Origin of the sequence: Synechococcus sp. MU1643 (assembly GCF_020514095.1) — a bacterium.
Taxonomy (GTDB): Bacteria; Cyanobacteriota; Cyanobacteriia; order PCC-6307; family Cyanobiaceae; genus Parasynechococcus.
On the sequence record NZ_VTKY01000002.1, the window covers coordinates 315164 to 336046 of the forward strand.

At 62.0% G+C, this 20883-nt stretch carries 25 protein-coding genes; 12 read left to right on the top strand and 13 right to left on the bottom strand.

What is annotated here, in order from left to right:
* Window positions 1–10: 10 nt before the first annotated feature.
* The 5 genes from ndhI to FZX09_RS05885 are packed head-to-tail and all read left to right on the top strand — an operon-like array spanning window position 11 to window position 3062.
* On the top strand, window positions 11–658 hold the full coding sequence (gene ndhI, locus FZX09_RS05865) for an NAD(P)H-quinone oxidoreductase subunit I (protein WP_226401015.1): 648 nt from the start codon (window positions 11–13) through the stop codon (window positions 656–658).
* Window positions 655–1254 carry an NADH-quinone oxidoreductase subunit J gene (locus FZX09_RS05870; RefSeq protein WP_226401017.1) on the top strand — a complete coding sequence of 200 codons (600 nt, stop codon included), beginning with the start codon at window positions 655–657 and terminating at the stop codon, window positions 1252–1254. Before ndhI ends, FZX09_RS05870 begins: the two co-directional genes overlap by 4 nt.
* A complete protein-coding gene (gene nuoK, locus FZX09_RS05875) occupies window positions 1254–1583 on the top strand; it encodes an NADH-quinone oxidoreductase subunit NuoK (RefSeq protein WP_038552705.1) in 330 nt (109 codons plus the stop codon). The genes FZX09_RS05870 and nuoK overlap by 1 nt, the downstream gene beginning before the upstream one ends.
* A gap of 18 nt (window positions 1584–1601) precedes the next feature.
* Complete coding sequence (locus tag FZX09_RS05880) at window positions 1602–2552, top strand: NAD(+) kinase (protein WP_226401019.1); 951 nt, start codon at window positions 1602–1604, stop codon at window positions 2550–2552.
* A gap of 3 nt (window positions 2553–2555) precedes the next feature.
* Window positions 2556–3062: a CYTH domain-containing protein gene (locus tag FZX09_RS05885; protein WP_226401021.1), complete on the top strand. Its 507-nt coding sequence runs from the start codon at window positions 2556–2558 to the stop codon at window positions 3060–3062.
* Window positions 3063–3270: 208 nt separating this feature from the next.
* Here the strand turns inward: FZX09_RS05885 and FZX09_RS05890 are convergent, their stop codons facing one another.
* Window positions 3271–3549: a helix-turn-helix transcriptional regulator gene (locus FZX09_RS05890; protein ID WP_226401023.1), complete on the bottom strand. Its 279-nt coding sequence runs from the start codon at window positions 3547–3549 to the stop codon at window positions 3271–3273.
* Between the two features lie 67 nt (window positions 3550–3616).
* On the opposite strand from FZX09_RS05890, the gene FZX09_RS05895 reads away from it, so the two are divergent.
* Window positions 3617–4522 (top strand): methylenetetrahydrofolate reductase, encoded by a 906-nt coding sequence (locus FZX09_RS05895; protein ID WP_226401025.1) that lies wholly within the window; start codon window positions 3617–3619, stop codon window positions 4520–4522.
* Here FZX09_RS05895 and FZX09_RS05900 read toward each other — a convergent pair.
* From FZX09_RS05900 to FZX09_RS05925, 6 genes are all read right to left on the bottom strand, one after another.
* Window positions 4503–5681, bottom strand: coding sequence for an NDP-sugar synthase (locus tag FZX09_RS05900; RefSeq protein WP_226401027.1), 1179 nt, complete (start codon window positions 5679–5681; stop codon window positions 4503–4505). The genes FZX09_RS05895 and FZX09_RS05900 overlap by 20 nt on opposite strands.
* Before the next feature lie 46 nt (window positions 5682–5727).
* Entirely contained in the window at window positions 5728–6630 is a 903-nt protein-coding gene (locus FZX09_RS05905) for a segregation/condensation protein A (RefSeq protein WP_226401029.1), read from the bottom strand.
* A gap of 58 nt (window positions 6631–6688) precedes the next feature.
* Window positions 6689–7090, bottom strand: a complete 402-nt coding sequence (locus FZX09_RS05910) for a lipopolysaccharide assembly protein LapA domain-containing protein (protein ID WP_226401032.1) — start codon at window positions 7088–7090, stop codon at window positions 6689–6691.
* Window positions 7091–7157: 67 nt separating this feature from the next.
* Complete coding sequence (locus FZX09_RS05915) at window positions 7158–8795, bottom strand: NAD(P)H-quinone oxidoreductase subunit 4 (RefSeq protein WP_226401034.1); 1638 nt, start codon at window positions 8793–8795, stop codon at window positions 7158–7160.
* A gap of 92 nt (window positions 8796–8887) precedes the next feature.
* A complete protein-coding gene (locus FZX09_RS05920) occupies window positions 8888–10897 on the bottom strand; it encodes an NAD(P)H-quinone oxidoreductase subunit 5 (protein ID WP_226401036.1) in 2010 nt (669 codons plus the stop codon).
* 34 nt (window positions 10898–10931) lie between these two features.
* Window positions 10932–11663, bottom strand: a complete 732-nt coding sequence (locus tag FZX09_RS05925; RefSeq protein WP_226401038.1) for an NnrU family protein — start codon at window positions 11661–11663, stop codon at window positions 10932–10934.
* Window positions 11664–11744: 81 nt separating this feature from the next.
* Here FZX09_RS05925 and FZX09_RS05930 point away from each other — a divergent pair, with 81 nt between their 5' ends.
* The gene (locus FZX09_RS05930) at window positions 11745–12734 is read left to right on the top strand and encodes a LysR family transcriptional regulator (RefSeq protein WP_226401040.1); all 990 of its coding nucleotides are present in this window, start codon (window positions 11745–11747) and stop codon (window positions 12732–12734) included.
* On the opposite strand, the gene FZX09_RS05935 is transcribed toward FZX09_RS05930, so the two are convergent.
* Both FZX09_RS05935 and FZX09_RS05940 read right to left on the bottom strand, forming a co-directional pair.
* Window positions 12725–13360, bottom strand: coding sequence for a DUF3172 domain-containing protein (locus tag FZX09_RS05935; RefSeq protein ID WP_226401041.1), 636 nt, complete (start codon window positions 13358–13360; stop codon window positions 12725–12727). The two genes, FZX09_RS05930 and FZX09_RS05935, sit on opposite strands and share 10 nt — an antisense overlap.
* Window positions 13357–13704 (bottom strand): NAD(P)H-quinone oxidoreductase subunit M, encoded by a 348-nt coding sequence (locus FZX09_RS05940; RefSeq protein WP_226401042.1) that lies wholly within the window; start codon window positions 13702–13704, stop codon window positions 13357–13359. The genes FZX09_RS05935 and FZX09_RS05940 overlap by 4 nt, the downstream gene beginning before the upstream one ends.
* Before the next feature lie 88 nt (window positions 13705–13792).
* Between FZX09_RS05940 and pds the strand changes: the two genes are divergently transcribed.
* Both pds and FZX09_RS05950 read left to right on the top strand, forming a co-directional pair.
* Window positions 13793–15211, top strand: coding sequence for a 15-cis-phytoene desaturase (gene pds, locus FZX09_RS05945; RefSeq protein WP_226401043.1), 1419 nt, complete (start codon window positions 13793–13795; stop codon window positions 15209–15211).
* A gap of 3 nt (window positions 15212–15214) precedes the next feature.
* Window positions 15215–16123 carry a phytoene synthase gene (locus FZX09_RS05950; RefSeq protein WP_226401044.1) on the top strand — a complete coding sequence of 303 codons (909 nt, stop codon included), beginning with the start codon at window positions 15215–15217 and terminating at the stop codon, window positions 16121–16123.
* 65 nt (window positions 16124–16188) lie between these two features.
* On the opposite strand, the gene FZX09_RS05955 is transcribed toward FZX09_RS05950, so the two are convergent.
* Window positions 16189–16620 carry an RNA-binding protein gene (locus FZX09_RS05955; RefSeq protein ID WP_226401045.1) on the bottom strand — a complete coding sequence of 144 codons (432 nt, stop codon included), beginning with the start codon at window positions 16618–16620 and terminating at the stop codon, window positions 16189–16191.
* A 61-nt stretch (window positions 16621–16681) separates the two neighbouring features.
* Window positions 16682–17875: a CCA tRNA nucleotidyltransferase gene (locus tag FZX09_RS05960; RefSeq protein WP_226401046.1), complete on the bottom strand. Its 1194-nt coding sequence runs from the start codon at window positions 17873–17875 to the stop codon at window positions 16682–16684.
* A gap of 31 nt (window positions 17876–17906) precedes the next feature.
* Here FZX09_RS05960 and FZX09_RS05965 point away from each other — a divergent pair, with 31 nt between their 5' ends.
* The 3 genes from FZX09_RS05965 to FZX09_RS05975 are packed head-to-tail and all read left to right on the top strand — an operon-like array spanning window position 17907 to window position 19353.
* A complete protein-coding gene (locus FZX09_RS05965) occupies window positions 17907–18158 on the top strand; it encodes a Ycf34 family protein (protein WP_226401054.1) in 252 nt (83 codons plus the stop codon).
* Window positions 18155–18778, top strand: coding sequence for a tRNA (adenosine(37)-N6)-threonylcarbamoyltransferase complex dimerization subunit type 1 TsaB (tsaB, locus tag FZX09_RS05970; RefSeq protein WP_226401056.1), 624 nt, complete (start codon window positions 18155–18157; stop codon window positions 18776–18778). Before FZX09_RS05965 ends, tsaB begins: the two co-directional genes overlap by 4 nt.
* On the top strand, window positions 18778–19353 hold the full coding sequence (locus FZX09_RS05975) for a YdcF family protein (protein ID WP_226401058.1): 576 nt from the start codon (window positions 18778–18780) through the stop codon (window positions 19351–19353). The genes tsaB and FZX09_RS05975 overlap by 1 nt, the downstream gene beginning before the upstream one ends.
* Here the strand turns inward: FZX09_RS05975 and FZX09_RS05980 are convergent.
* Both FZX09_RS05980 and fabD read right to left on the bottom strand, forming a co-directional pair.
* Entirely contained in the window at window positions 19316–19969 is a 654-nt protein-coding gene (locus FZX09_RS05980) for a lysophospholipid acyltransferase family protein (protein WP_226401060.1), read from the bottom strand. The two genes, FZX09_RS05975 and FZX09_RS05980, sit on opposite strands and share 38 nt — an antisense overlap.
* The gene (gene fabD, locus FZX09_RS05985) at window positions 19966–20862 is read right to left on the bottom strand and encodes an ACP S-malonyltransferase (protein WP_226401062.1); all 897 of its coding nucleotides are present in this window, start codon (window positions 20860–20862) and stop codon (window positions 19966–19968) included. The genes FZX09_RS05980 and fabD overlap by 4 nt, the downstream gene beginning before the upstream one ends.
* Window positions 20863–20883 lie beyond the last annotated feature (21 nt).

Here is a 20883-nt window from a genome sequence, read left to right on the forward strand (position 1 = left end):
CCTTCAGACCATGTTCGGCTTCCTCAAACAGGTCGGTGACTACACCCGGGATGCAGTCGATGCAGCTCGGAATCTGGCCCAAGGCTTTTCGGTCACGTTTGACCACATGCAGCGCCGTCCGGTCACGGTGCAGTACCCCTACGAGAAGCTCATTCCTTCCGAACGTTATAGGGGCCGGATTCACTACGAATTCGACAAGTGCATCGCATGTGAGGTGTGCGTCAGGGTGTGCCCGATCAACCTTCCGGTTGTCGATTGGGTGATGAACAAAGCCACGAAGAAGAAGGAGCTGCGCAACTACTCCATCGACTTCGGTGTCTGCATTTTCTGCGGCAACTGTGTCGAGTACTGCCCCACCAATTGCCTCTCGATGACGGAGGAGTACGAGCTGGCCGCTTTTGACCGCCACAGCCTCAACTACGACAACGTTGCCCTCGGACGTCTTCCCACCAGCGTCACCACCGATCCCTCGGTAGTTCCCCTGCGGGAACTCGCCTATCTGCCGGCGGGCGAGATGGATCCCCACGGTGTTGCTGCCGATCGCCCCCGTGCGGGCCAGCTGCCGTCACAGATGTTGGAGACCCTCACCCCTCCCGCCAAGCCCGCTGCCAAGAATGAGGGACAATCCTCCAGTGAGGCCAAGGAGGGCGACGCATGACCATCGCGACAACCACCGAGCTGATCTGTTTTCTGGTGCTGTCCGCCGTTGTGGTGATCGGCGCCCTGGGTGTGGTGCTGCTCAGCAACATCGTTTATTCCGCCTTCCTGCTGGGCGGGGTGTTCACAGCCGTTGCAGGGCTCTACCTGCTGCTGAACGCCAGTTTCGTGGCCATGGCCCAGATCCTCGTGTACGTGGGCGCGATCAATGTGTTGATCCTGTTCGCGATCATGCTCGTGAACAAGCGGGAAGACCTAAAGGCCATCGCCAATCTCACCACGCGCCGTGCGGTCTCCGCTGGTGTCTGCGCAGGTCTGCTGGCGTTGCTGGTTCGTGTTGTGGTCACCACACCCTGGCCGCTGCCCGGTCCTCCCGCTGTGGGTGAAGAAGCCACGGCCCGCATTGGTGAACACCTGTTCACCGATTACCTCCTGCCGTTTGAGGTGGCATCGGTACTGCTGTTGATGGCCATGATCGGCGCCATCGTGCTGGCCCGTCGTGATGTGTTGGCCACCGATGTGGTCACCGGTGAGGTGGCCGATCAAGGCCTGATTGAGAAGGCCCGTACTCCCCTGCTGATGAACCGAGCGGAATGATGAGCGATTTTCTTGCCACGCTTCCATCCCTGCAGGCCTACCTCTTGGTGGCCGCCATGCTCTTTTGCATCGGTGTTTGGGGCCTGATAAACAGTCGTAATGCGGTGCGGGTGCTGATGAGCATTGAGCTGATGCTTAATGCCGTGAACATCAACCTGATGGCCTTCTCCTCCTTCGTGGATGGTGATTTGATTCGCGGCCAAGTGTTCGCTGTCTTCGTGATCACGGTGGCTGCCGCTGAGGCAGCCGTTGGTCTGGCGATTCTGCTGTCGCTTTATCGCAATCGCGTTACCGTCGACATGGAGCAGTTCAACCTGCTGCGCTGGTAACCCCCGCACACCTGGGTCATGCGTCTCGATCGGGTCTGGGTGATCTATCGGGCCGACAGTCAGCCTGCCCAGCGTGAAGCCCGGCAATGTGCCAAAGAACTGAAAGCTATCGGAACCCAAGTGGTCACTGCGATGTCGGGACCACGGGTGAATCCTTTTCCAGGCTTACTGGCTGTTGAGGAGTCGTTGCCCGACCTAGCGCTGGTGCTGGGGGGGGATGGCACGGTGCTGGGAGCTGCTCGCCACCTGGCGGTGCATGACATCCCGATCCTCAGCATCAATGTGGGAGGCCATCTGGGCTTTCTTACCCACGACCGCCGTGTGTTGCGTGGCGATCAGATCTGGCAACGCCTTCAGGACGATCAGTTCGCGATCGAACGGCGCATGATGCTTCAGGCGATGGTGGATCGCCGCTCTGCAGACGACCGTGCCGCCTCCCCCGGTCTGCTGCAACAGCCGGATCTGGAAGACGATGAAGAGCACCACTGGGCCTTCAACGACTTCTACCTCCGGGCCTACCGCGATGAGATTTCGCCCACCTGCACCCTGGAGCTCGAGATCGATGGGGAAGTGATCGACCAGGTGCGTGGTGACGGTCTGATTCTCTCCACCCCCACGGGGTCCACCGGGTACGCCCTTGCAGCAGGGGGGCCCATTCTTCATCCTGGCATCGATGCCATCATCGTTGCCCCGATCTGTCCCATGAGCCTCTCCAGCCGAACGCTGGTGGTGCCGCCCCGGGCCAGGTTGGCCATCTGGCCGCTGGGGGCTGGGGATCACCGCATCAAGCTGTGGAAGGACGGTGTGGGCTGCACGGTGTTGGAACCAGGAGAGTGCTGTGTCGTTCAGCAGGCGCGCCACCATGCCTTGATGGTGTTGCTTAATCAAAGCCCGTCGTATTACCGCACCCTGTCCCACAAGCTGCACTGGGCGGGAAGCCTGCATGCGGCGCAGCCCTCGCAAAATTGATCCATGGCCTTCGAGATTGAACGCCGCTTTCTGGTGCGGTCGGATGCCTGGCGCAGCAGTGCTGGCCCAGCACAGCCGCTGCGTCAGGGCTATCTGGCCGCCAGTGCCGAAGGTGTGACAGTGCGGATGCGCCTGCGTGGTTCGGATCAGGCCTGGCTCACCCTCAAGGCTGCTGCTGATGCCGTTGGCCTGGTGCGCCATGAGTTCGAGTATCCGATCCCTGTGGCGGATGCCGAAGCCCTCTGGGATCTGGCGCCCCACCGCCTGGACAAAGTCCGCTACGCCTTGGATTGCCCTGGTGGTGACTGGGTGGTGGATTGTTTCCAGGCTGAGAACGCTCCCTTGGTGCTGGCCGAGGTGGAGCTGGCATCGGCCCAGGAGGATCTACTGATTCCGTCCTGGTGTGGAGAGGAGATCACCGGAGAGTCCCGCTGGAGCAATGCGGTGCTGGCCCAGCATCCGGTCCAGTCCTGGCCCGAGGAGCAGCGTCGCCGTTGTGGCTTGTCCTAAGGCCGGACTGGACCTGTCTACATGTTTCCTTTAGATTTGAAGTTATCTGATTGGTGGTTCATCCCAGTGGTGGGTCTGTACGACACAACTGGAATGCTTCGCTTCGCGGGATCCAGTGTGGAGGCTTGCTTGGAATACGCCACCCTGTTTCGAATTCCTGTGGGTCCCACGTCCCTGCAAAGCCTGCCGGAGCCCGTCAGCTCCTCAATCAGGGTGAAGGGGGATCGTTTTCTGGAAGGACGCAGCAGTTGAAGCCGTCCCGGCAGATCTTGCCGTTGTCCATAGCCCAGTTGAGCAGTGCCACCCGGTTTTTAGAACCGGTCTTGGTGAACACGTTGCTCACATGGTTGTCCACTGTTCGTTTGCTGATGGTGAGACGGTCAGCGATTTCCTGATTGGTCAGTCCTTCTGCCACGAGCTCGATGATCTCTACCTCCCTGGCCGAGAGGGAGATCTCCAGAGGATCCGTACCGTCATGGGAGGACATGGCTGGCCACCGCTGGGTACATGGTAGTCCGGACGATCGGTCTGATCCTGCATAGTGGGCCGGTGAAATGGAACAGGACTTGAAGACGGCGCTGCAGCGCGCGATTGAGGCCGGGGATCAGGTGCTCACGGCTGAGGTGATGCCTCCGCGCGGAGCCGATCCGACGCACATGTTGGCTATGGCCGCATCGCTGCAAGGCCGTGTCCATGCGGTGAATGTGACCGATGGCAGTCGGGCCGTGATGCGGATGAGCAGCTTGGCCTCCTGCAAGTTGTTGCTTGAGGCGGGTCTGGAGCCGGTTTTGCAGATGGCCTGCCGGGATCGCAATCGCATCGCCCTTCAATCCGACCTGCTTGGGGCTCATGCGCTGGGGATCCGCAACCTGTTGTGTCTCACCGGAGATCCGGTGCGGGCGGGCGATCAGGCGCATGCACGGCCGGTCAATGAGTTCGAGTCGGTGAAGCTGTTGCAGCAGGTGGAAGCCCTCAATCGGGGCGTGGATCCCGTGCAGGGCACCCTGCCGGATGGGGCGACCACCCTGTTTGCAGGGTGTGCCGCTGACCCACAATCCAGGAGCTGGAGCGGTCTCCAGCGTCGGTTGCAGCGCAAGCAGGCGGCGGGAGCCCGCTTCGTTCAAACCCAGATGGTGATGGACCCTGACGCGCTCGAGCGTTTCCAGCGCGAGCTGGCCGGCCCTATGGGGGTGCCCGTGCTTGCTGGCGTGTTCCTGTTGAAGTCAGCCAAGAATGCCCGGTTCATCAACCGCGTTGTGCCAGGAGCCTGCATCCCCGATGCGTTGATCCATCGGCTTGAGTGCGCCGCGAATCCCGCCATGGAGGGCGTGGCCATCGCCGCTGAACAGGTGAAGCGCTACCTCGGCATCGTGCGTGGTGTGCACCTGATGGCGATCAAGGCTGAGGAGCGCATCCCGATGATTCTGGAGCGTGCCGGACTCAGCTCGCTGCCTGGGTGAGGTCTGTTCCGAGCAGCTCCGCCATGGCTTTCTGCTGGGGCGAAGGCTCCACCAAGTCCTGACGACGGGCGTCGGTGATCAGCCAGTCGAGGGAGGCTTCCTGCAGGTCGAAGTGATCGCCGTCCTTGCCCACGCAATAGCGCCCGAACACCAGTTTCTCCAGCAGCTGCACGCCCGGGCCGATGCGCGAATAGTCGAAAATGATCGAGTTATCGACCGTGGCACCCTCACAGATGTGGCAGCTCGGGCCGATCATGGTGGGTCCAACGATCGTTGCGCCGTCTTCGATCTTGGTCATGCCGCCCACATAGACGGGGCCGCTGACGTTGATCTTGTCCCAGTTGGCGGCCACATTCAGACCGGTGTAAACCCCGGGACGCACCTCCTTGCCAGGGATGCCCACCTGACGAACGTCACCCATCAACACGCTGCGGATGGCTTGCCAGTAGTCGGGAACCTTGCCGATATCCACCCATTCGAAATCCATCGGGATGGCATAGAAGGGTGCACCGAGCTCGGCCAGTTTCGGGAACAGATCCGAGCCGATGTCGAAGGACTGCCCCGAAGGGATGTGCTCAAAGATCTCCGGCTCGAAGATGTAGATGCCGGTGTTGATCGTGTCGCTGAGGGCTTCGTCGACGCTGGGCTTTTCCTGGAAGCTTGAAATTCTGTTCTGCTCATCGGTGACCACAACGCCGTAGCTGCTCACCTGATCCTTGGGGACCCGTTTGGTAACGAGGCTGGCGATCGCGCCCTTTTCTCGGTGCTTGCGTACCGCTTCGCTGAGATCAAGGTCGATCAGCGCATCTCCGCAGAGCACCACGAAGGTGTCGTCAAAGAAATGCTGGAAATCCTGGATTTTTTTGAGCCCGCCAGCGGACCCCAGGGCACTACCGATCAGTTCACCGTCTTCAATCCGTCCTTCAAAGCTGTAAGCAATTTCAACCCCGAAACGCTGGCCATCCCGGAAGTAATTTTCAATTTCTTCGGCAAGGTGGGAGACGTTCACCATCACTTCGGTGAAACCGTGCTCCTTGAGCAGTTCCAGCAGAAATTCCATCACCGGCTTCTGCAGGATCGGAATCATCGGCTTGGGGATCACATGGGTGATCGGTTGGACCCGCGTCCCCTTACCAGCCGCCAGAATCATCGCCTTCATTGGCGTTTGGACCGGTCAATACAGGGTAGTGACCATAGACCCGGTCTTAGGCTGCCACGACCGTCTGGGTCGGCGACGGATCTGGCACCTGAAGGCTGCGGATCGGGAGTTGCGTTGCAGTGCCACTCGCGGGGATGAATTTCAGTCGCAGCGGACCGTGCAGCCAACCCTCCTGCTCCAGCTCAACCCGGCCCTGGGAGGAGAGAAACAGCAGGGCCCAGAACACCCCGACGCGGTCACAGTCCAGGTCCGCGGCGGCGGTCACCTCCCAATGCTCCACCAGTTGATCGAAGCCCACCCAGTCCAGGGCGGTCTCCCAACCGTTGAGAAACACTCCCAATGCTGCAGTTGTTTCCGGAAGCTTTTCGCGGTGGGCCAGCCCGGCTACCTGGGCGATGGCTTCACGGTTGCTGTAGCGCTTCTGCCGTTTGCGGCGGCGCGCCTCGAGTTCGTCTGATTCCAGCTGCTCGGCAATCGATTCCAGCTGTTCGATCAGCTCCCCAAGGGTGACGGGGCGACGTAACGGCGGTGGCGCCACGGGACGCCGCTGCAGATGCCGTTCCGGCCGTCGGGGTAGATCAAAGGCCGGATCCAGCCAACCTTGCCCATCGAAGTCGGCGTCGAAGTGATCTTCGACTTCGGGAGGTGGCGGAAGCATGCTGGTTTCGAGCATCTCCGCCTTGAGGCCCACCAGCACGGAGGCAGCGAGGAAGGCTTCGCTGCTTTCGGCAAGGTCCCGCTCGTAGCTGCCCCCCCGTCCGGTAAGGACGGCTGCCACCTGCCCGGGAACTTCAATGCGTTGCCGGAGTTGATCCAGAAAGCCGTCGATGACGGCAATTACATCCACATCCCATGGATCGAGATCTCCCCGCTCCGCTGCGTCTTGTAGCAGCCGAATCGCAAGGCGAGCTCCAGCATCAGCGCCGTCTTTGGGGGCCACCTGGAGCAAGTCAATTCACCCTTTCCCGGCAAGGTATCGGCCCCAAACCGTTGTCGCCAGTGCTGCCTTAAGCCGCACTGCTGGCATCGGTGACCTCTGCTTCATCGCTGTCGTCGCTCTCAGCGCTGCTCGCGCTGACGGTGGTCGCGGGGAGGAGACCCAGCTGGGTTTCAACGGTGGAGCGATAGCGGTTGAGGTCGGTCTCCAGTTCCTGGATGCGCACCTGCTGTGCTTCGTATTCGTTCGCCTTGCTGAATTGTTCAACGTTGTTGAGCATGCCGGTCCAGGCGGCGAAGAACCAGGCTGAGACGGCTCCCATTCCCGCTGCCAGCAGCAGAAGACCCGCCAAGGGCAGGGTGTACTCGACCCCGGGTAACACGTGAACCGTCGTGGGATTGGTGTTCGCCAGGGTGAAGAACACCGTGATCAGGCCGAAGCTAAAGATCAGGCCGAAGTTGATCTGACGCATGGCAGGGGGGCGTTCCCCTGGAACTTACGGACGGTTGGGTGGGAATGAATCGGAATCGATACGTGATTTATGAAGCGCCCACGGCAGGGGCCTGGATGACCGCAGGAACCGGAGCCTGGCCTCGAATCAAGGGGGCCGTCGGTGAGATCACCTGTTCCATGGCACCCAGGTTGCGGTTCACCAGGGCTTCAATCGAGCTGCGGTAGCTGTCGGTCATCAGCTTGGGATAAAGCCCGATTCCGATGATCGGCACCAGTAGGCAGCCGATGATGTACACCTCGCGCGGTTCTGCATCCACGAGGTTGGTGTGGGACACCAGCTCCTCCTTCTCTTTGCCGAAGAAGATTTCCCGCAGCATCGAGAGCAGGTAGATCGGTGTGAGAATCACGCCCACAGCGGCCAGCCCGCAGATCACTACGCGGAAAGGCAGGGTGTAGGCCTCATCCGTCGCGAAACCAGCGAAAACCATTAATTCACTGACGAATCCGCTCATGCCTGGCAGGGCCAGGGATGCGAGGGCACACACCGTCCAGAGCGCGAACATGATTCGCATCTTCTGGCCAATGCCCCCCATCTCATCCAGCTGAAGCGTGTGGGTGCGGTCGTAGGTGGCACCCACGAGGAAGAACAGGCTGGCCCCGATCAAGCCGTGGCTGATCATCTGCAGCATGGCGCCACTGGTGCCCAGGGCACTGAAGCTGCCCACCCCGATCAGCACGAAGCCCATGTGGCTGATCGAGCTGTAGGCGATCTTGCGCTTGAGGTTGCGCTGGGCGAAGGAGGTGAGGGCGGCGTAGATGATGTTCACCACCCCCAGCACGATCAGCAGTGGGGCGAACTGGGAGTGGGCTGCTGGCAGCAGCTCACAGTTGAAGCGCAGCAGGGCATAGCCCCCCATCTTCAGAAGGATGCCGGCCAAGAGCATGTGCACCGGTGCTGTGGCTTCGCCATGGGCGTCCGGCAGCCAGGTGTGTAGGGGCACGATCGGCAGTTTCACGCCAAAGGCGATCAGCAGCCCGGCGTAGCAGAGCAGTTGAAAGCCCGTGCCGAAGTCTTTGGCCGCAAGAGCGGTGTACTCAAAACTGGGGGTGCCGCCGCCGAAGAAGCCCATGGCCAGAGCGGCCAACAGAATGAACAGGGAACTGCCGGCGGTGTAGAGGATGAATTTGGTGGCGGCGTACTGGCGTTTCTTGCCGCCCCAGATGGCCAGCAGCAAATACACCGGGATCAGTTCCAGCTCCCAGGCCAAGAAGAACAGCAGCATGTCCTGCACGGCGAACACTGCGATCTGGCCGCCATCCATGGCCAGCAGCAAGAAATAAAACAAGCGCGGCTTGAAACTGACCGGCCACGCCGCCAGGCAGGCCAGGGTTGTGATGAAGCTGGTGAGCAGAATCAGCGGCATTGAGAGCCCGTCCGCACCCACCGCCCATGTGAGCCCCAGATCGGGAAGCCAGCTCACCCGTTCGGATAGCTGCAGGCCGCTCAGGCTGGGGTCATAGCCCGTGAGGTACGCCGCAACGGTGATCAGGAAGGTGATCAGCGTCACGATCAGGGCGTACCAGCGCACCTTCTTGCCATCGCCTTCGTCAGGAACGAGGGGAACCAGCAGAGCACCCACGATCGGCACCAGGATCGATAGGCTCAGCCATGGCACTGTGGCCTGCACCGGCTCGCCAAGTCCGGCGACTGCGAATTCGAACACTCTGTGAATCCGACCCTTACTGGTTGGATCGTAGAAATCATGGCCGCTGTGTCATCACCTCGATAGGCGATGACACACATGGGCGATGGGATCTAAGCGATTGGGCCGCCGATCACGCCGAACAGCACCACCAGGCCGATCACGCCGGCGAACACAATCAGGGCATAAAACTGGGCCCGTCCGGTCTCGAGATATTTGAGACCTTCTCCGCTGCCGAGGGTCAGTAGTCCGGTGAGATTCACCACGCCGTCCACCACTTTGGCGTCCACCTCGAGAACCTCCCGCGCCAGTTTGCGGCTACCCCGCACAAACAGCTTGTCGTTCAGCACATCGAGATACCACTTGTTGGCGAGGAAGGCATTCACCGCCGGGAATCGGCCTGCTACAAGTTGCCCCAGATCGATCCGACGCAGGGCATAGGCCAGAACAGCCAGGGTGATGCCAGCTACGGAGATGGCCACGGAGGCACCCGCCAGGGGCAGAAACTCGCCCCAGCTGAACTGTTCGGCCATTTCGAGGGCTTCTTCGGGATTGAGAAGGCCTGCGAAGCGGCTGTTCCAAGGGGTTCCCAGCAGGCCAATCAGCACGGAAGGCACCGCCAGAACCGCCAAGGGGGCCGCCATCGGCCAGGCCGACTCATGCACGCTGCCGCCATGGGCGTGGTGCTCGGAAGGATCTTTGCCGGCTGCGGTCAGCAGCTGGGCTTGCATGGCGGTGTCATTGCCGCGGAACTCCCCTTCAAAGGTGAGGAAATAGAGGCGGAACATGTAGAAGGCCGTCATTCCCGCCGTCAGGAAGCCCACCACCCAGAGCAGCGGGTAGCTGTTGAACGCCTGACCAAGAATTTCGTCCTTGCTCCAGAAGCCAGCCAGGGGGGGAATGCCACTGATGGCGATGCAGCCTATGAAGAAGGTGATCGAGGTGACGGGCATCTGCTTGCGCAGGCCGCCCATCAGGCGCATGTCCTGGGCGAGAACGGGCTCGTGGCCCACCACCTCCTCCATCGCGTGAATCACAGAGCCTGATCCCAGGAACAACATCGCCTTGAAGAAGGCGTGGGTCACCAGGTGGAAGATGCCGGCAACCGGGGCACCGCAACCCATAGCCAACATCATGTAGCCGAGCTGGGAGACGGTGCTGTAGGCCAGCCCCTTCTTGAGGTCCATTTGGGTTAGGGCAATGGAGGCCCCCAGGAAGCAGGTGATCGTGCCAACGACGGCGATCACGGTTTGAACGACGGGGAACTGGGCGTAGAGGGGATCGAGTCGGGCGACCAGGAACACCCCTGCGGCCACCATCGTTGCGGCGTGAATCAGAGCAGAGATCGGCGTCGGGCCCTCCATGGCATCGGGCAGCCAGACGTGGAGGGGGAATTGGGCCGACTTGGCCATCGGACCCATGAACACCAGCAAACAGAGCAGCAATGCTGCCCATGGAGCCACCGTTCCGGCGGCCAGGCCGTTCTGCAGGCCATCGGCGATTCCTTGGAAATCGAAGCTTCCGGTGGCCCAGAAGAGGCCAAGGATGCCAAGTAGCAGGCCGAAGTCACCAACCCGGTTCACCACAAAGGCCTTCTGAGCAGCGTGGGCGGCACCGTCGCGGTCGTACCAGAAGCCCACCAATAGGTAGGAGCACATGCCCACCAGTTCCCAGAAGACGTAGATCTCCAGGAGATTGGGGCTGATGATCAGTCCCAGCATGGAGCTGCTGAATAGCGCCAGGTAGGTGAAGAAGCGCACATAGCCCTTGTCGTGGGCCATGTAGCCGTGGGAATACACCAGCACCAACAGAGCGATGGTGGTGACCAGCGCCAGCATTACCGCCCCGAGTGGATCCACCACGTAGCCCATCGGCAGAACGAAGCTGCCGGCACTGGCCCAAACGAACAGATGCTCGACCGGCGGAGCGCCGTTGAGCTGGTTGAACAGGATGCTGTAGCTGAGGAACGCAGCTGCGCCGACACAGGAGATCAACAGCAGCGCAACGGGTTTGCGCAACCGGTTGATCGTGCGGTTGAAGCTGATCAATCCCAGCCCGGTCAGCACAGCGCCGAACAGGGGCAGAACGGGAATGAGCCAGGCGAGTTCCTCGGCCGAGGGCATCCGCTAAGAGCAGGTTGAAGCGAGTGTAGGCAGCTCAGCCCAGCAGGTTCTGGAGTGCTGAATTGCGCATCAATTCGGCAGCCGCCGGAATGAAGCGATGGGCCCACCAGAACACGCCGACGGCGATGGCGATGCCCAGTTGCGCCGGTCGGATGAATTCCTGCCACTGCAGTTGCTGACGTCCATCCAGCACCGCAGCGAAGGGCAAGATTGAGGTGCTGGCCTTGAGCTCTTCAAAGGCCTCGCCGAAGCGGGCCTTCAGGCGCCGGTCGCCATGCCAGACGGCAAAGAGGTGATGGCCGATCAGGCCCACGCAGGTCACCAGCATGAAGCTGCTGCCGATCCAGAGGGCGTGGGTGAGGCACCAGAGAATTTGTCCGATGGCCTGGGGATGGCGGCTGATGCGGATGATCCCTGTGGCGTAAAGACGCACCTGCGGTTTCAACACCGCCGGGATCTCCAGCAGGTTGTAGGTGGCTGGATAAAGGAAGAGGAAGCTGATGGCGGTTCCGATCCAGACGAGCGGAATCACCCCAGGCACGCCCTGGAGATTCCACAGCCGAACTCCGTCGTAGCGATGGGCCAGGAACCATCCGATCACCACAACGGCAGAGGGAATGCTGGCTGCCGCGAAGATCAGACGCCAGGCCCGTGCTCCGATCACGGCTTCAGCCCGGCTGCGCAGCGCAGCCCCACCGCTGTGAATCACCGCAAACAGGATCAGCAGCACCAGCATCACGACGCTGCTGTGGTGGGTGGAGGCCATGGCGGCTGCGTGGGAAGGGCGTGATTCTGGCTGGCGGACGTGGCGGTCCTAAATTTCCCTTGTTCCTCCGGGTGTTCCGCGGTGGCCGATCTGCCGTTCACCCTCGACCAGCTGCGGATCCTTCGCGCGATTGTCAGTGAGGGCAGCTTCAAGAAAGCCGCCGACAGTCTTTACGTCACCCAGCCAGCCGTCAGCCTTCAGATCCAGAACCTGGAGAAGCAGCTGGAGGTGTCGTTGTTTGATCGCGGTGGGCGCAAGGCTCAGCTCACCGAAGCTGGCCATCTGCTGCTGAGTTACTGCGACCGGATCCTCAGTCAGTGCCATGAAGCCTGCCGGGCCCTGGATGATCTCCACAACCTCAAAGGCGGATCCCTGATCGTGGGTGCAAGTCAGACCACCGGCACTTATTTGATGCCCCGGATGATCGGCTTGTTCCGCCAGAAATATCCGGAGGTGTCCGTGCAGCTCCAGGTCCACAGCACCCGACGCACGGGCTGGAGTGTGGCTAACGGTCAGATCGACCTGGCGATCATCGGTGGTGAATTGCCCGCGGAACTGAATGAACTGCTGCAGGTAGTGCCCTACGCCAGTGATGAGCTGGCGTTGGTGCTGCCGGTGAAGCACCCCTTGGCCCGGCTGGCTGAGCTCACCAAGGAAGACCTGTATCGCCTGGGCTTTGTCTGCCTCGATGCGCAATCCACCACCCGGAAGATGGTCGACCAGCTTCTGGCCCGCTCCGGCCTGGATGTGCAGCGTCTGCGCATCGACATGGAGTTGAACTCGCTGGAAGCCATCAAAAATGCAGTTCAGGCGGGCCTGGGTGCCGCCTTTGTTCCCGTGGTGTCGATCGAGCGGGAGTTATCGGCCGGCACGATTCATCGCCCCCAGGTGGCGGATCTGCAGGTGCGCCGCCAGCTCAAGCTGATCACCCATCCCGCCCGCTACTGCTCCCGTGCCTCGGTGGCCTTCCGCAATGACGTTCTGCCCGTCTTCGCCAGTGCTGACAGCCCGATTCGCCAGGCAGCGAAAGTCGTTCCTGAAGCGATCGGGGAGCAACTGGTTCAGAACTGATCGGCCTCTGGTGTTACCCCCACAGCGTCGTCTGCCACGCCTCGGGTCAGGAATTTGTTCTCACTGATATCGGTTTGGTAAACGCATCGCACCACGGGCTTGTCCCGTACGGAGCCGATGTAGGCAAAGGTGTTCATCCGCTGTTTGCACTCACGCTCCTGCACGGCGGTGATGGCCCCCTCCTTGCGCAGCACTGACCAGTTTTCTCGACGGATCACACAACCCGGTTGCAATGTTGGCTGGGTCACAAAGCTGCTGGAGGGGTTGAGCGTCGTGTACATCTCGATGTCCATGACGAAGGCGCTCGCACCCCACTGCCGGCAGAACTCCGGGTCGGGCACGGCCATGTCCAGCTGCTGGGAGCTGGCGATGTTCCCCTGGTCGCCCTGGGTGGTGCTGGTGACAGCGCTGCCGATGCCGATCCCCACCACGAGCACCCCTGCCAAGACGGCCACGGTGAGGGTGCTGAATTGAAAGGGGCCCTGGCCCCCTCCGCCACCTGAGGGGGGGGCGGGAGGACGGCCGTATCCGCCACGGGGCTGAGCGTCATAGCGATCACGCTCACCGCGGTCGTATCGGCCATCCCGCGGTCGGCGGCCGCCGCGGTCGTAGCGCGAGCCGGTCACAACAGTTCAGGGGTGCGGGGTAGGCCCATGGAGAAGTTCTGCACACGGCCATCCGGGTTGTAGCTGAGTTCTCCGGCTTGGAGCAGTTGCCGGATGAATCCTTCCAGGTCCGTACCAATACGGCGCAGGGTGTAGTCACTCAGTTCCCCGCCGGCCGCGGCATCCACCAGTTCCTTGAAGCGTCCCTGCACCTTGGCGAGGCTGGCGGCATCCCACAGAAATTCGTTGTCGGGATCAAGATCCAAGGTCAGCTGGTCATCCGAAGGAACCAGATCTTCGTCCTGAAGCGCTGCTGTGAACAGGCGCACGTGGCGGGTGGTGCACTTGAGGAGGGTGTCAGCCAAGACGCGCCCACGGGAAAGCTGACACGACTTTAAGAAGCGAACGGGGGGCAAGCCCTTTTAAGGTTGGTTTCACTTTCGAGACGGCCGCATGCGCGTCGCTATTGCCGGAGCTGGTCTTGCAGGGCTCTCCTGTGCCAAATACCTGGCGGATGCCGGCCACACCCCCATCGTTGTGGAAGCCAGGGATGTTCTCGGCGGCAAGGTGGCGGCCTGGAAAGACGAGGACGGCGACTGGTACGAAACCGGCCTGCACATCTTTTTCGGGGCTTACCCGAACATGCTCCAGTTGTTCAAGGAGCTGAACATCGAAGACCGGCTGCAGTGGAAGAGCCACTCGATGATCTTCAATCAGCAGGAGGAACCAGGCACCTATAGCCGCTTTGATTTTCCTGATCTGCCAGCCCCTGTGAATGGTGTGGCCGCGATCTTGGGAAACAACGACATGCTGAGCTGGCCTGAGAAAATCAGCTTCGGCCTGGGCCTTGTGCCTGCGATGCTCCGGGGTCAGGGGTATGTCGAAGAGTGCGACAAGTATTCCTGGACCGAGTGGCTGCGGGTCCACAACATTCCCGAACGGGTGAACGATGAAGTGTTCTTAGCGATGAGCAAGGCGCTGAATTTCATCGATCCCGATGAAATCTCTGCCACGGTTGTGCTCACGGCGCTCAATCGTTTTCTGCAGGAGAAGAACGGCTCCAAGATGGCTTTCCTCGATGGCGCTCCGCCGGAGCGCCTTTGCCAGCCGGTGGTCGAGCACATCGAATCACTCGGAGGGGAAGTGCACCTCGATAGCCCCCTGCGGGAGATCAAGTTGAATGAGGATGGTTCTGTCGCTGCCTTCCACATCGGCGGCTTAAAAGGCAAGGAGAGCTTCGACCTCACCGCTGATGCCTACGTCAGTGCCTTGCCGGTGGATCCCTTCAAGCTGCTCTTGCCAGAGCCCTGGAAGCAGATGGAGGTCTTCCAAAAGTTGGATGGGCTTCGGGGTGTCCCCGTGATCAACCTGCACCTCTGGTTCGATCGCAAGCTCACCGATATCGACCATCTGTTGTTTAGCCGCTCGCCTCTGCTCAGCGTGTACGCCGACATGAGCATCACTTGCAGGGAGTACGAAGACCCCGACAAGTCAATGCTCGAGCTGGTGTTTGCTCCTGCCAAAGACTGGATTGGTCGTCCCGATGAAGAGATCATCGAGGCCACCATGGGCGAGCTCACAAAGCTGTTCCCGATGCATTTTGGTGGTGAAAATCCCGCCACACTGCGCAAATACAAGGTCGTGAAGACGCCGTTGTCTGTCTACAAAACGACCCCTGGTTGTCAGCAGTTGCGGCCCGATCAGACCACCCCTATCAAGAACTTCTTCCTGGCCGGGGATTACACGATGCAGCGCTATCTCGCCTCGATGGAGGGTGCCGTTCTCAGCGGCAAGCTCTGCGCTGGTGCAGTGGACCGCAAGACAGGTCAGCTGGCATCATCGACCTCTTCCAGTGAGCCTGTGACGGCCTGAGCCATGCCCCTCGCCTCCCCGGATCTCGACGCAGCCTTCGAGGCCTGCCGTCGGGAGACCGCCGAGTGGGCCAAGACGTTCTATATCGGCACGTTGCTTCTGCCTCCAGAGAAACGGCGTGCCATCTGGGCGATCTATGTCTGGTGCCGGCGCACGGATGAGTTGATGGACAGCCCGGAGGCCCAGGCGCGTCCGGTGGAAGAGCTTGCCGAGCGGCTGGATCGCTGGGAAGAGAAGACCCGAGCCCTGTTCGCTGGCCGGATGGAGGACGACTTGGATGCGGTGATGGTGGACACCCTGGAGCGTTTCCCCCAGGGCATCCAGCCCTATCTCGACATGATTGAGGGGCAGCGGATGGACCTCACCTGGACCCGCTACCCCCGCTTCGAAGACCTCAAGCTCTACTGCTATCGCGTTGCAGGCACTGTTGGCCTGATGACCCAGGGGGTGATGGGTGTCGATCAGGCCTACACCTCAGCCCCCTGGAGCGACTGTCCCGACACCTCTGATGCTGCCGTCGCCCTTGGGATTGCCAACCAGCTCACCAACATCCTCCGGGATGTGGGGGAAGACCGGGGCCGTGGTCGCATCTATTTGCCGCAGGAAGATCTCGAGCGTTTCGGTTATTCCGAGGAGGAGCTGATGGCTGGAACCCTCAACAACTCCTGGCGTGCGTTGATGCGATTCCAGCTGGAGCGGGCTCGCGATTGGTTCGCTCGCTCCGAAGCAGGAGTGCGTTGGCTGTCCGCTGATGCGCGCTGGCCGGTGTGGACGTCCTTGCGGCTGTACCGGGGCATCCTGGATGAAATTGAGCGCGTCGATTACGACGTGTTCAATCACCGTGCCTACGTGGCCAAGGTCAACAAGCTGCTTGATCTGCCCCGTTCGTTCCTGTTGGCTCAGTCACGCTAAAAACCCCTACTGGTATGACCGGCAGGGGTTGATCAGCTGTTTCCTTCAATCAGATCAGCGACGGATCAGACCGCCGTTTTCTGGTTGCCCAGGAGATCCTTGAGCTTGGAGAGTTCGCCAGCCCAGCGGGGGTCCGGAGCGCCCTCGCTCTTCGCATCGCTGTGAACAACCTTGTTCACGGCCTTGCGAGCCACTTGAGGCTGGCCGGCTGCATTGGGGGCTCCGCGACGGTTGCCACCAGCATTGTTGTCGCGACGTTCGGAGCGCTCGACCCGCAGAGCGCTGCCACCGAACTCCTTGCCGTTCAGCGCTTCGATCACGGCATCGGCCAGTTTCGGATCGTCCACGTTGGCGAAGCCAAATCCGCGACATGCACCGGTTTCACGGTCGAGAACTGTCTTGAACCGGATCCCTTCTCCCACCGACTTGAGCAGAGCCACCAGCTCCTGTTCTTCAAAGGTCTGCGGCAGGTTGCCGATGTACAGGCGGATGCTCATGAAGGAAAGAAAATGCGATCTGTCGGTGTCTGACCGTCATCATTGACACCTGCAAAGTTAATCACAGAGCCTCGCTTTCACGGGTCAAGAAATGTTTGGCCTCCTTCAGCGCCTCGCTGGGGGTTTGGATGCGCCCAAAGGCATGTTCAAGCTTCAGATGATGCAGCAGGCGTCCGAGACGGGGCCCGGGTTCGACCTCCAGGGCCGTGAGCAGGCCGTTGCCGTCGATCAGGCTTCTGGGGTGAAACAGAGGGTCCTCAGCGTCCCGCCATCGCCGCAGCCAGATCTTTTTCTCGGGCATGGGCATTTGCAGGGCCAGGGCGGGGAGATCCCCTTCCAGTTCCTCGTGCAATTGCAGTCGATCGCTTTCGGGTAGCGACTCCGGTGCCTGACCGATGCGTTCCTGCCAGATCCGCAGCCGTTTGCAGCGCTGGCGCAGGGCGCGACTGGCTCGGAGTTGGCTGAGGCCCTCATCGCTGACCAAGGCCGTCAGCCGCGCCAAGGGCACAGCCGCAGCGGCTTCCTCTTTGCTGAGGCCTTCGATGTTGCTAGGCGTGGGAGGTTGCCCTCCTGCCGCCCAGGGGTGCAGCAACGGCAGGCTTGTTAAGGCTGCGATCGCCACGTCGGCTTGGTCGCCCCTCACCAGGCGCTGCAGCTCCGCCAGGATTCGCTCCGGTGCCGCTTCTGGAAGCCGTGCGGCGTGGCGCTCAATCCAGCCCATGGTCTGGCTGGAGATGGTGAGCGGGATTTCCGCCATCAGCCGCAATCCCCGCAGCAGCCGTAGAGGGTCATCGGTGAGGTTGGCTTCCGAGACGGCCGTCAGGCACCCCTGCTGGAGATCGCTCAGTCCCCCTGTGGGGTCCCACAGCTCTCCCCAGGGCTGGAGCGACACGGCGATGGCATTGAGTCGGTAGTCGCGCCGCCAAAGGTCGTCTTCGATGCGGTCACCGTCCTGTCGGGCGATGTCGACCGTCCAGCCTCCAATCACCAGCCGAGCAATGCTCCGTTCCGCATCGAGCACCACACAGGTGCCTTGGAGCTCTTGGGCTAGGGCCTGGGTCAGAGCGATGGCATCCGACGGGACAACAAGGTCAAGATCCGGCTGCTCCTGGAGACGGTCCAGCAAGCCATCCCGCACGGCGCCACCCACCAGCGCTGTGCCCTCGGGAAGCCGTGCCAGGGGGAGAGGCCACTGGGCTGGCGCCAGTCGCGTTTGCAGCTGGTCAAGCAATGCGTCGCCGGAGCCTTCGGCCATCAGAATGGGGGAGTGAACGGCCTTGGGAGGCATGTGCATCTGCGTGGATTGCAGCTGGGTCGACCGTTGTCAGGCCTATCACGCAGTTGAGCGTCAGCATGGTGTTCCGCATTTGGCGGAGATACCGGATTTTGAGCCAGATGGGCCTCGCATTCACGTCTCGGTGATGGATCTCCCCGATGGCCAGGCCGGGATTGAGTGGGATGTGCGTTCCTGCTCCAGCTTTAAAGCGGATCCAGGACGGTGGCAGCGTTGCCGTCCTGGTCAGGAGCTGCCCCGATGACCGCCCTGCCACTCCTGCTGGCCTTGCACAGTTGTTCTGACTGCTTCGGCATGGCGCTGCTGGATCCCCAGCAGCCTGGGGCAGAACTCCTGGTGCAGGTCCATCCGGATGGCCGGGGCCTGTCCAACAGGTTGATTTCGCGGGTTCAGTCGCTCCTCCCGCCTGAGCGTTGGCCTCAGTTGCAGGGCCTTGCCGTAGCGACGGGACCCGGCGGCTTCACCGGCACCCGCCTCACTGTGGTGATGGCCCGCACCCTGGCGCAACAGTTGGATTGCCCCCTGCTGGGGGTGAGCAGTTATGCCCTGATGGCGCCACGCTTGGAGCGGCAACTGCCCCAATCCATGCAAGGGGAACCGTTTTGGATCACCCAGGAGTTGCCCCGCCGGGGGGTGGTGGGTGGTGAGTACCGCATCACCTCTGGGCAGGTTGACGAACTCAGCCTGCCAACCCTGCTGCCGCAGGGGGCTTCTCCCCAGCCCGCCGTTGAGGCGCAACTGGATGTGGCAGCTGATGTGGCGCTGTTGCTGCAGCTGTTGCAGCGCAGCCATGCTGCCGGGGCAGTGATGCCCTGGGCTGAGGTTTTGCCGATCTACCCCACCTCCCCTGTTGGACAGGTCTGATGGCGGGCGTGCGTACAGGGCTTCTGCTGGGTGCTGGTCTGATGGCCTGGCTGTTGGGGCCCGGACCGCTGTCGCCCTATCGGCGGGCTCTGTTGGATCGCAGCCCGCCGCAGCTGGTGCTGGTGCTCGGGGGGGATGTGGACCGGGAACGAATGGGTGCCCGGTTGGCGCGTCAGCTCGATCTACCCCTGCTGGTGAGCGGTGGCAGCAACCCTGAGTACGCCGAATGGATGCTGAGTGAGGAGCGCTTCAATCCCGAACGCGTCACCTTGGATTACCGGGCCCGTGACACCCTCAGCAACTTCACGTCTGTGGTGGATGAGCTGCAGGCGGACGGCGTTCGCCACGTGCTGCTGGTGACCAGCGAAGACCATCTGCCCCGCTCGATGGCGGTGGGCCAGGTGGTGGCGGGCAGCCGTGGAATTCAGCTCACCGGTGTCCCCGTGGCCTGCCGTGAGGACTGCATCCGCGAGGGGCGTCTCAAGCAATGGAGTGATTGGGTTCGTGCGGTGGCGTGGGTGATGACCGGTCGCGACCTCAGGGATGCTGCGGACCCTGATCTAGCAGGGCGTTGATGCGTTCCTGCAGCAGGGCGGTGGTGGCATCCAGATCGGGCCTGCGGCGACTGGCCGGGGCTGGGATGGGGTCGCCGATCCGCAGCTGAATCGGCACCAGGCGCGGCCAGCTTCGCCCGGTGCCCAAGGCGCGGTGGCTGTTGCAGATGGCCACAGGCAGCAGCGGGGCTCCCGTGCGAGCCGCCAGCAGGGCTGCTCCTGGGAGTGGGTTGTTGATCCGGCCGTCGCTTTGGCGGGTGCCGTCCAGAAACACGCCGGTGGCCCAGCCCTCTTCCAGACGCGCCGTTGCGGTGCGGATCGCTTCGCGGTCACTGGCACCCCGCCGCACGGGGTAAGCACCACAGGCCCGAATCACGCGTCCCAGCAGTGGGATGTTGAACAGTTCCGCCTTTGCCATGAAGGCCACGGGGCGCCCCAGGGCATGGCCCAGCAAGGGTGGGTCCAGGTGCGACCCATGGTTGGCCACCACCACGAGGGCCCCTTGCATGGGCACTCTGTTGTTGCCGGCGGTCGATCCTCGGAACAGAAAGCGGAAGACGGGGAACACCAGAAGGCTGCTGACCAGCCGGTAGGTGAAGCTCGGCTTGGGGGTGCGGACGAGGCTGGAGTGACTCACTGTCCGAGGTCCCCCGCCCCGGAGATCTGGGCGGTGGTGACACCGCTCATGCTGCGTTTCGCCAAGCCACTGAGGACGTTGCCGGGACCGATTTCCACCAGGGTGTCCACGCCGCTGTCGGTCATCGCCGTCATGGTCTCGCGCCAGCGCACGCCGGTGGTCATCTGCTGCTTCAGGCGCAGTTTGAGCTCGTCCGCGCTGGTGCTGGCGCTCGCGGCGCTGTTGCTGAGCAATGGCACGCGGGCATCGAGGAAGGGCACGTTGTCCAGCTCGGCGGCGAAGCGTTCAGCCGCTTCCGCCATGAACGGGGAGTGGAAGGCTCCGGAGACGGCAAGAGGGATGGCGCGCTTGCATTTCAGAGCCTCACTCACGCTCTGCACGGCCTCTGGAGCTCCGGAAATCACCACCTGGGCATCACTGTTGTCATTGGCGATGCTGACGCCGTCCGTGGAGGCCACCAGGTCGTCCAGCTGAGTGCGATCGAAGCCGATCACAGCCGTCATGGCGCCGCCCCCAGCGTTCGCCATCAGTTCTGAGCGGGTTTTCATCAGCTGCAGACCCGTCTCCAGCCCAAACACCCCTGCGCTGTACAAAGCAACGAGTTCGCCCAGGCTGTGGCCGGCCACCAGCGCAGGCTCGCGGCCCTGCTGCTGAAGGTTGTCGGCCAGCACCGATTCGATCACGAACAGGGCGGGCTGGGTGTTGCGCGTGTCGTTGAGGTCATCGGGCCCATCACCACCGCCGCTTTCCCCCTGGCAGATCGCCAGCAGGTCGCGCCCCAGCAGCTCGGAGGCCATGGCGAAACGCTCGCGGCTGCCATCGATGCTGAGCAGTGCTTCTGCCATGCCCACCTTTTGAGAGCCCTGACCGGGAAAGACCCAGGCAATCGCCATTGCTGTGTTCTGCAGACCGTG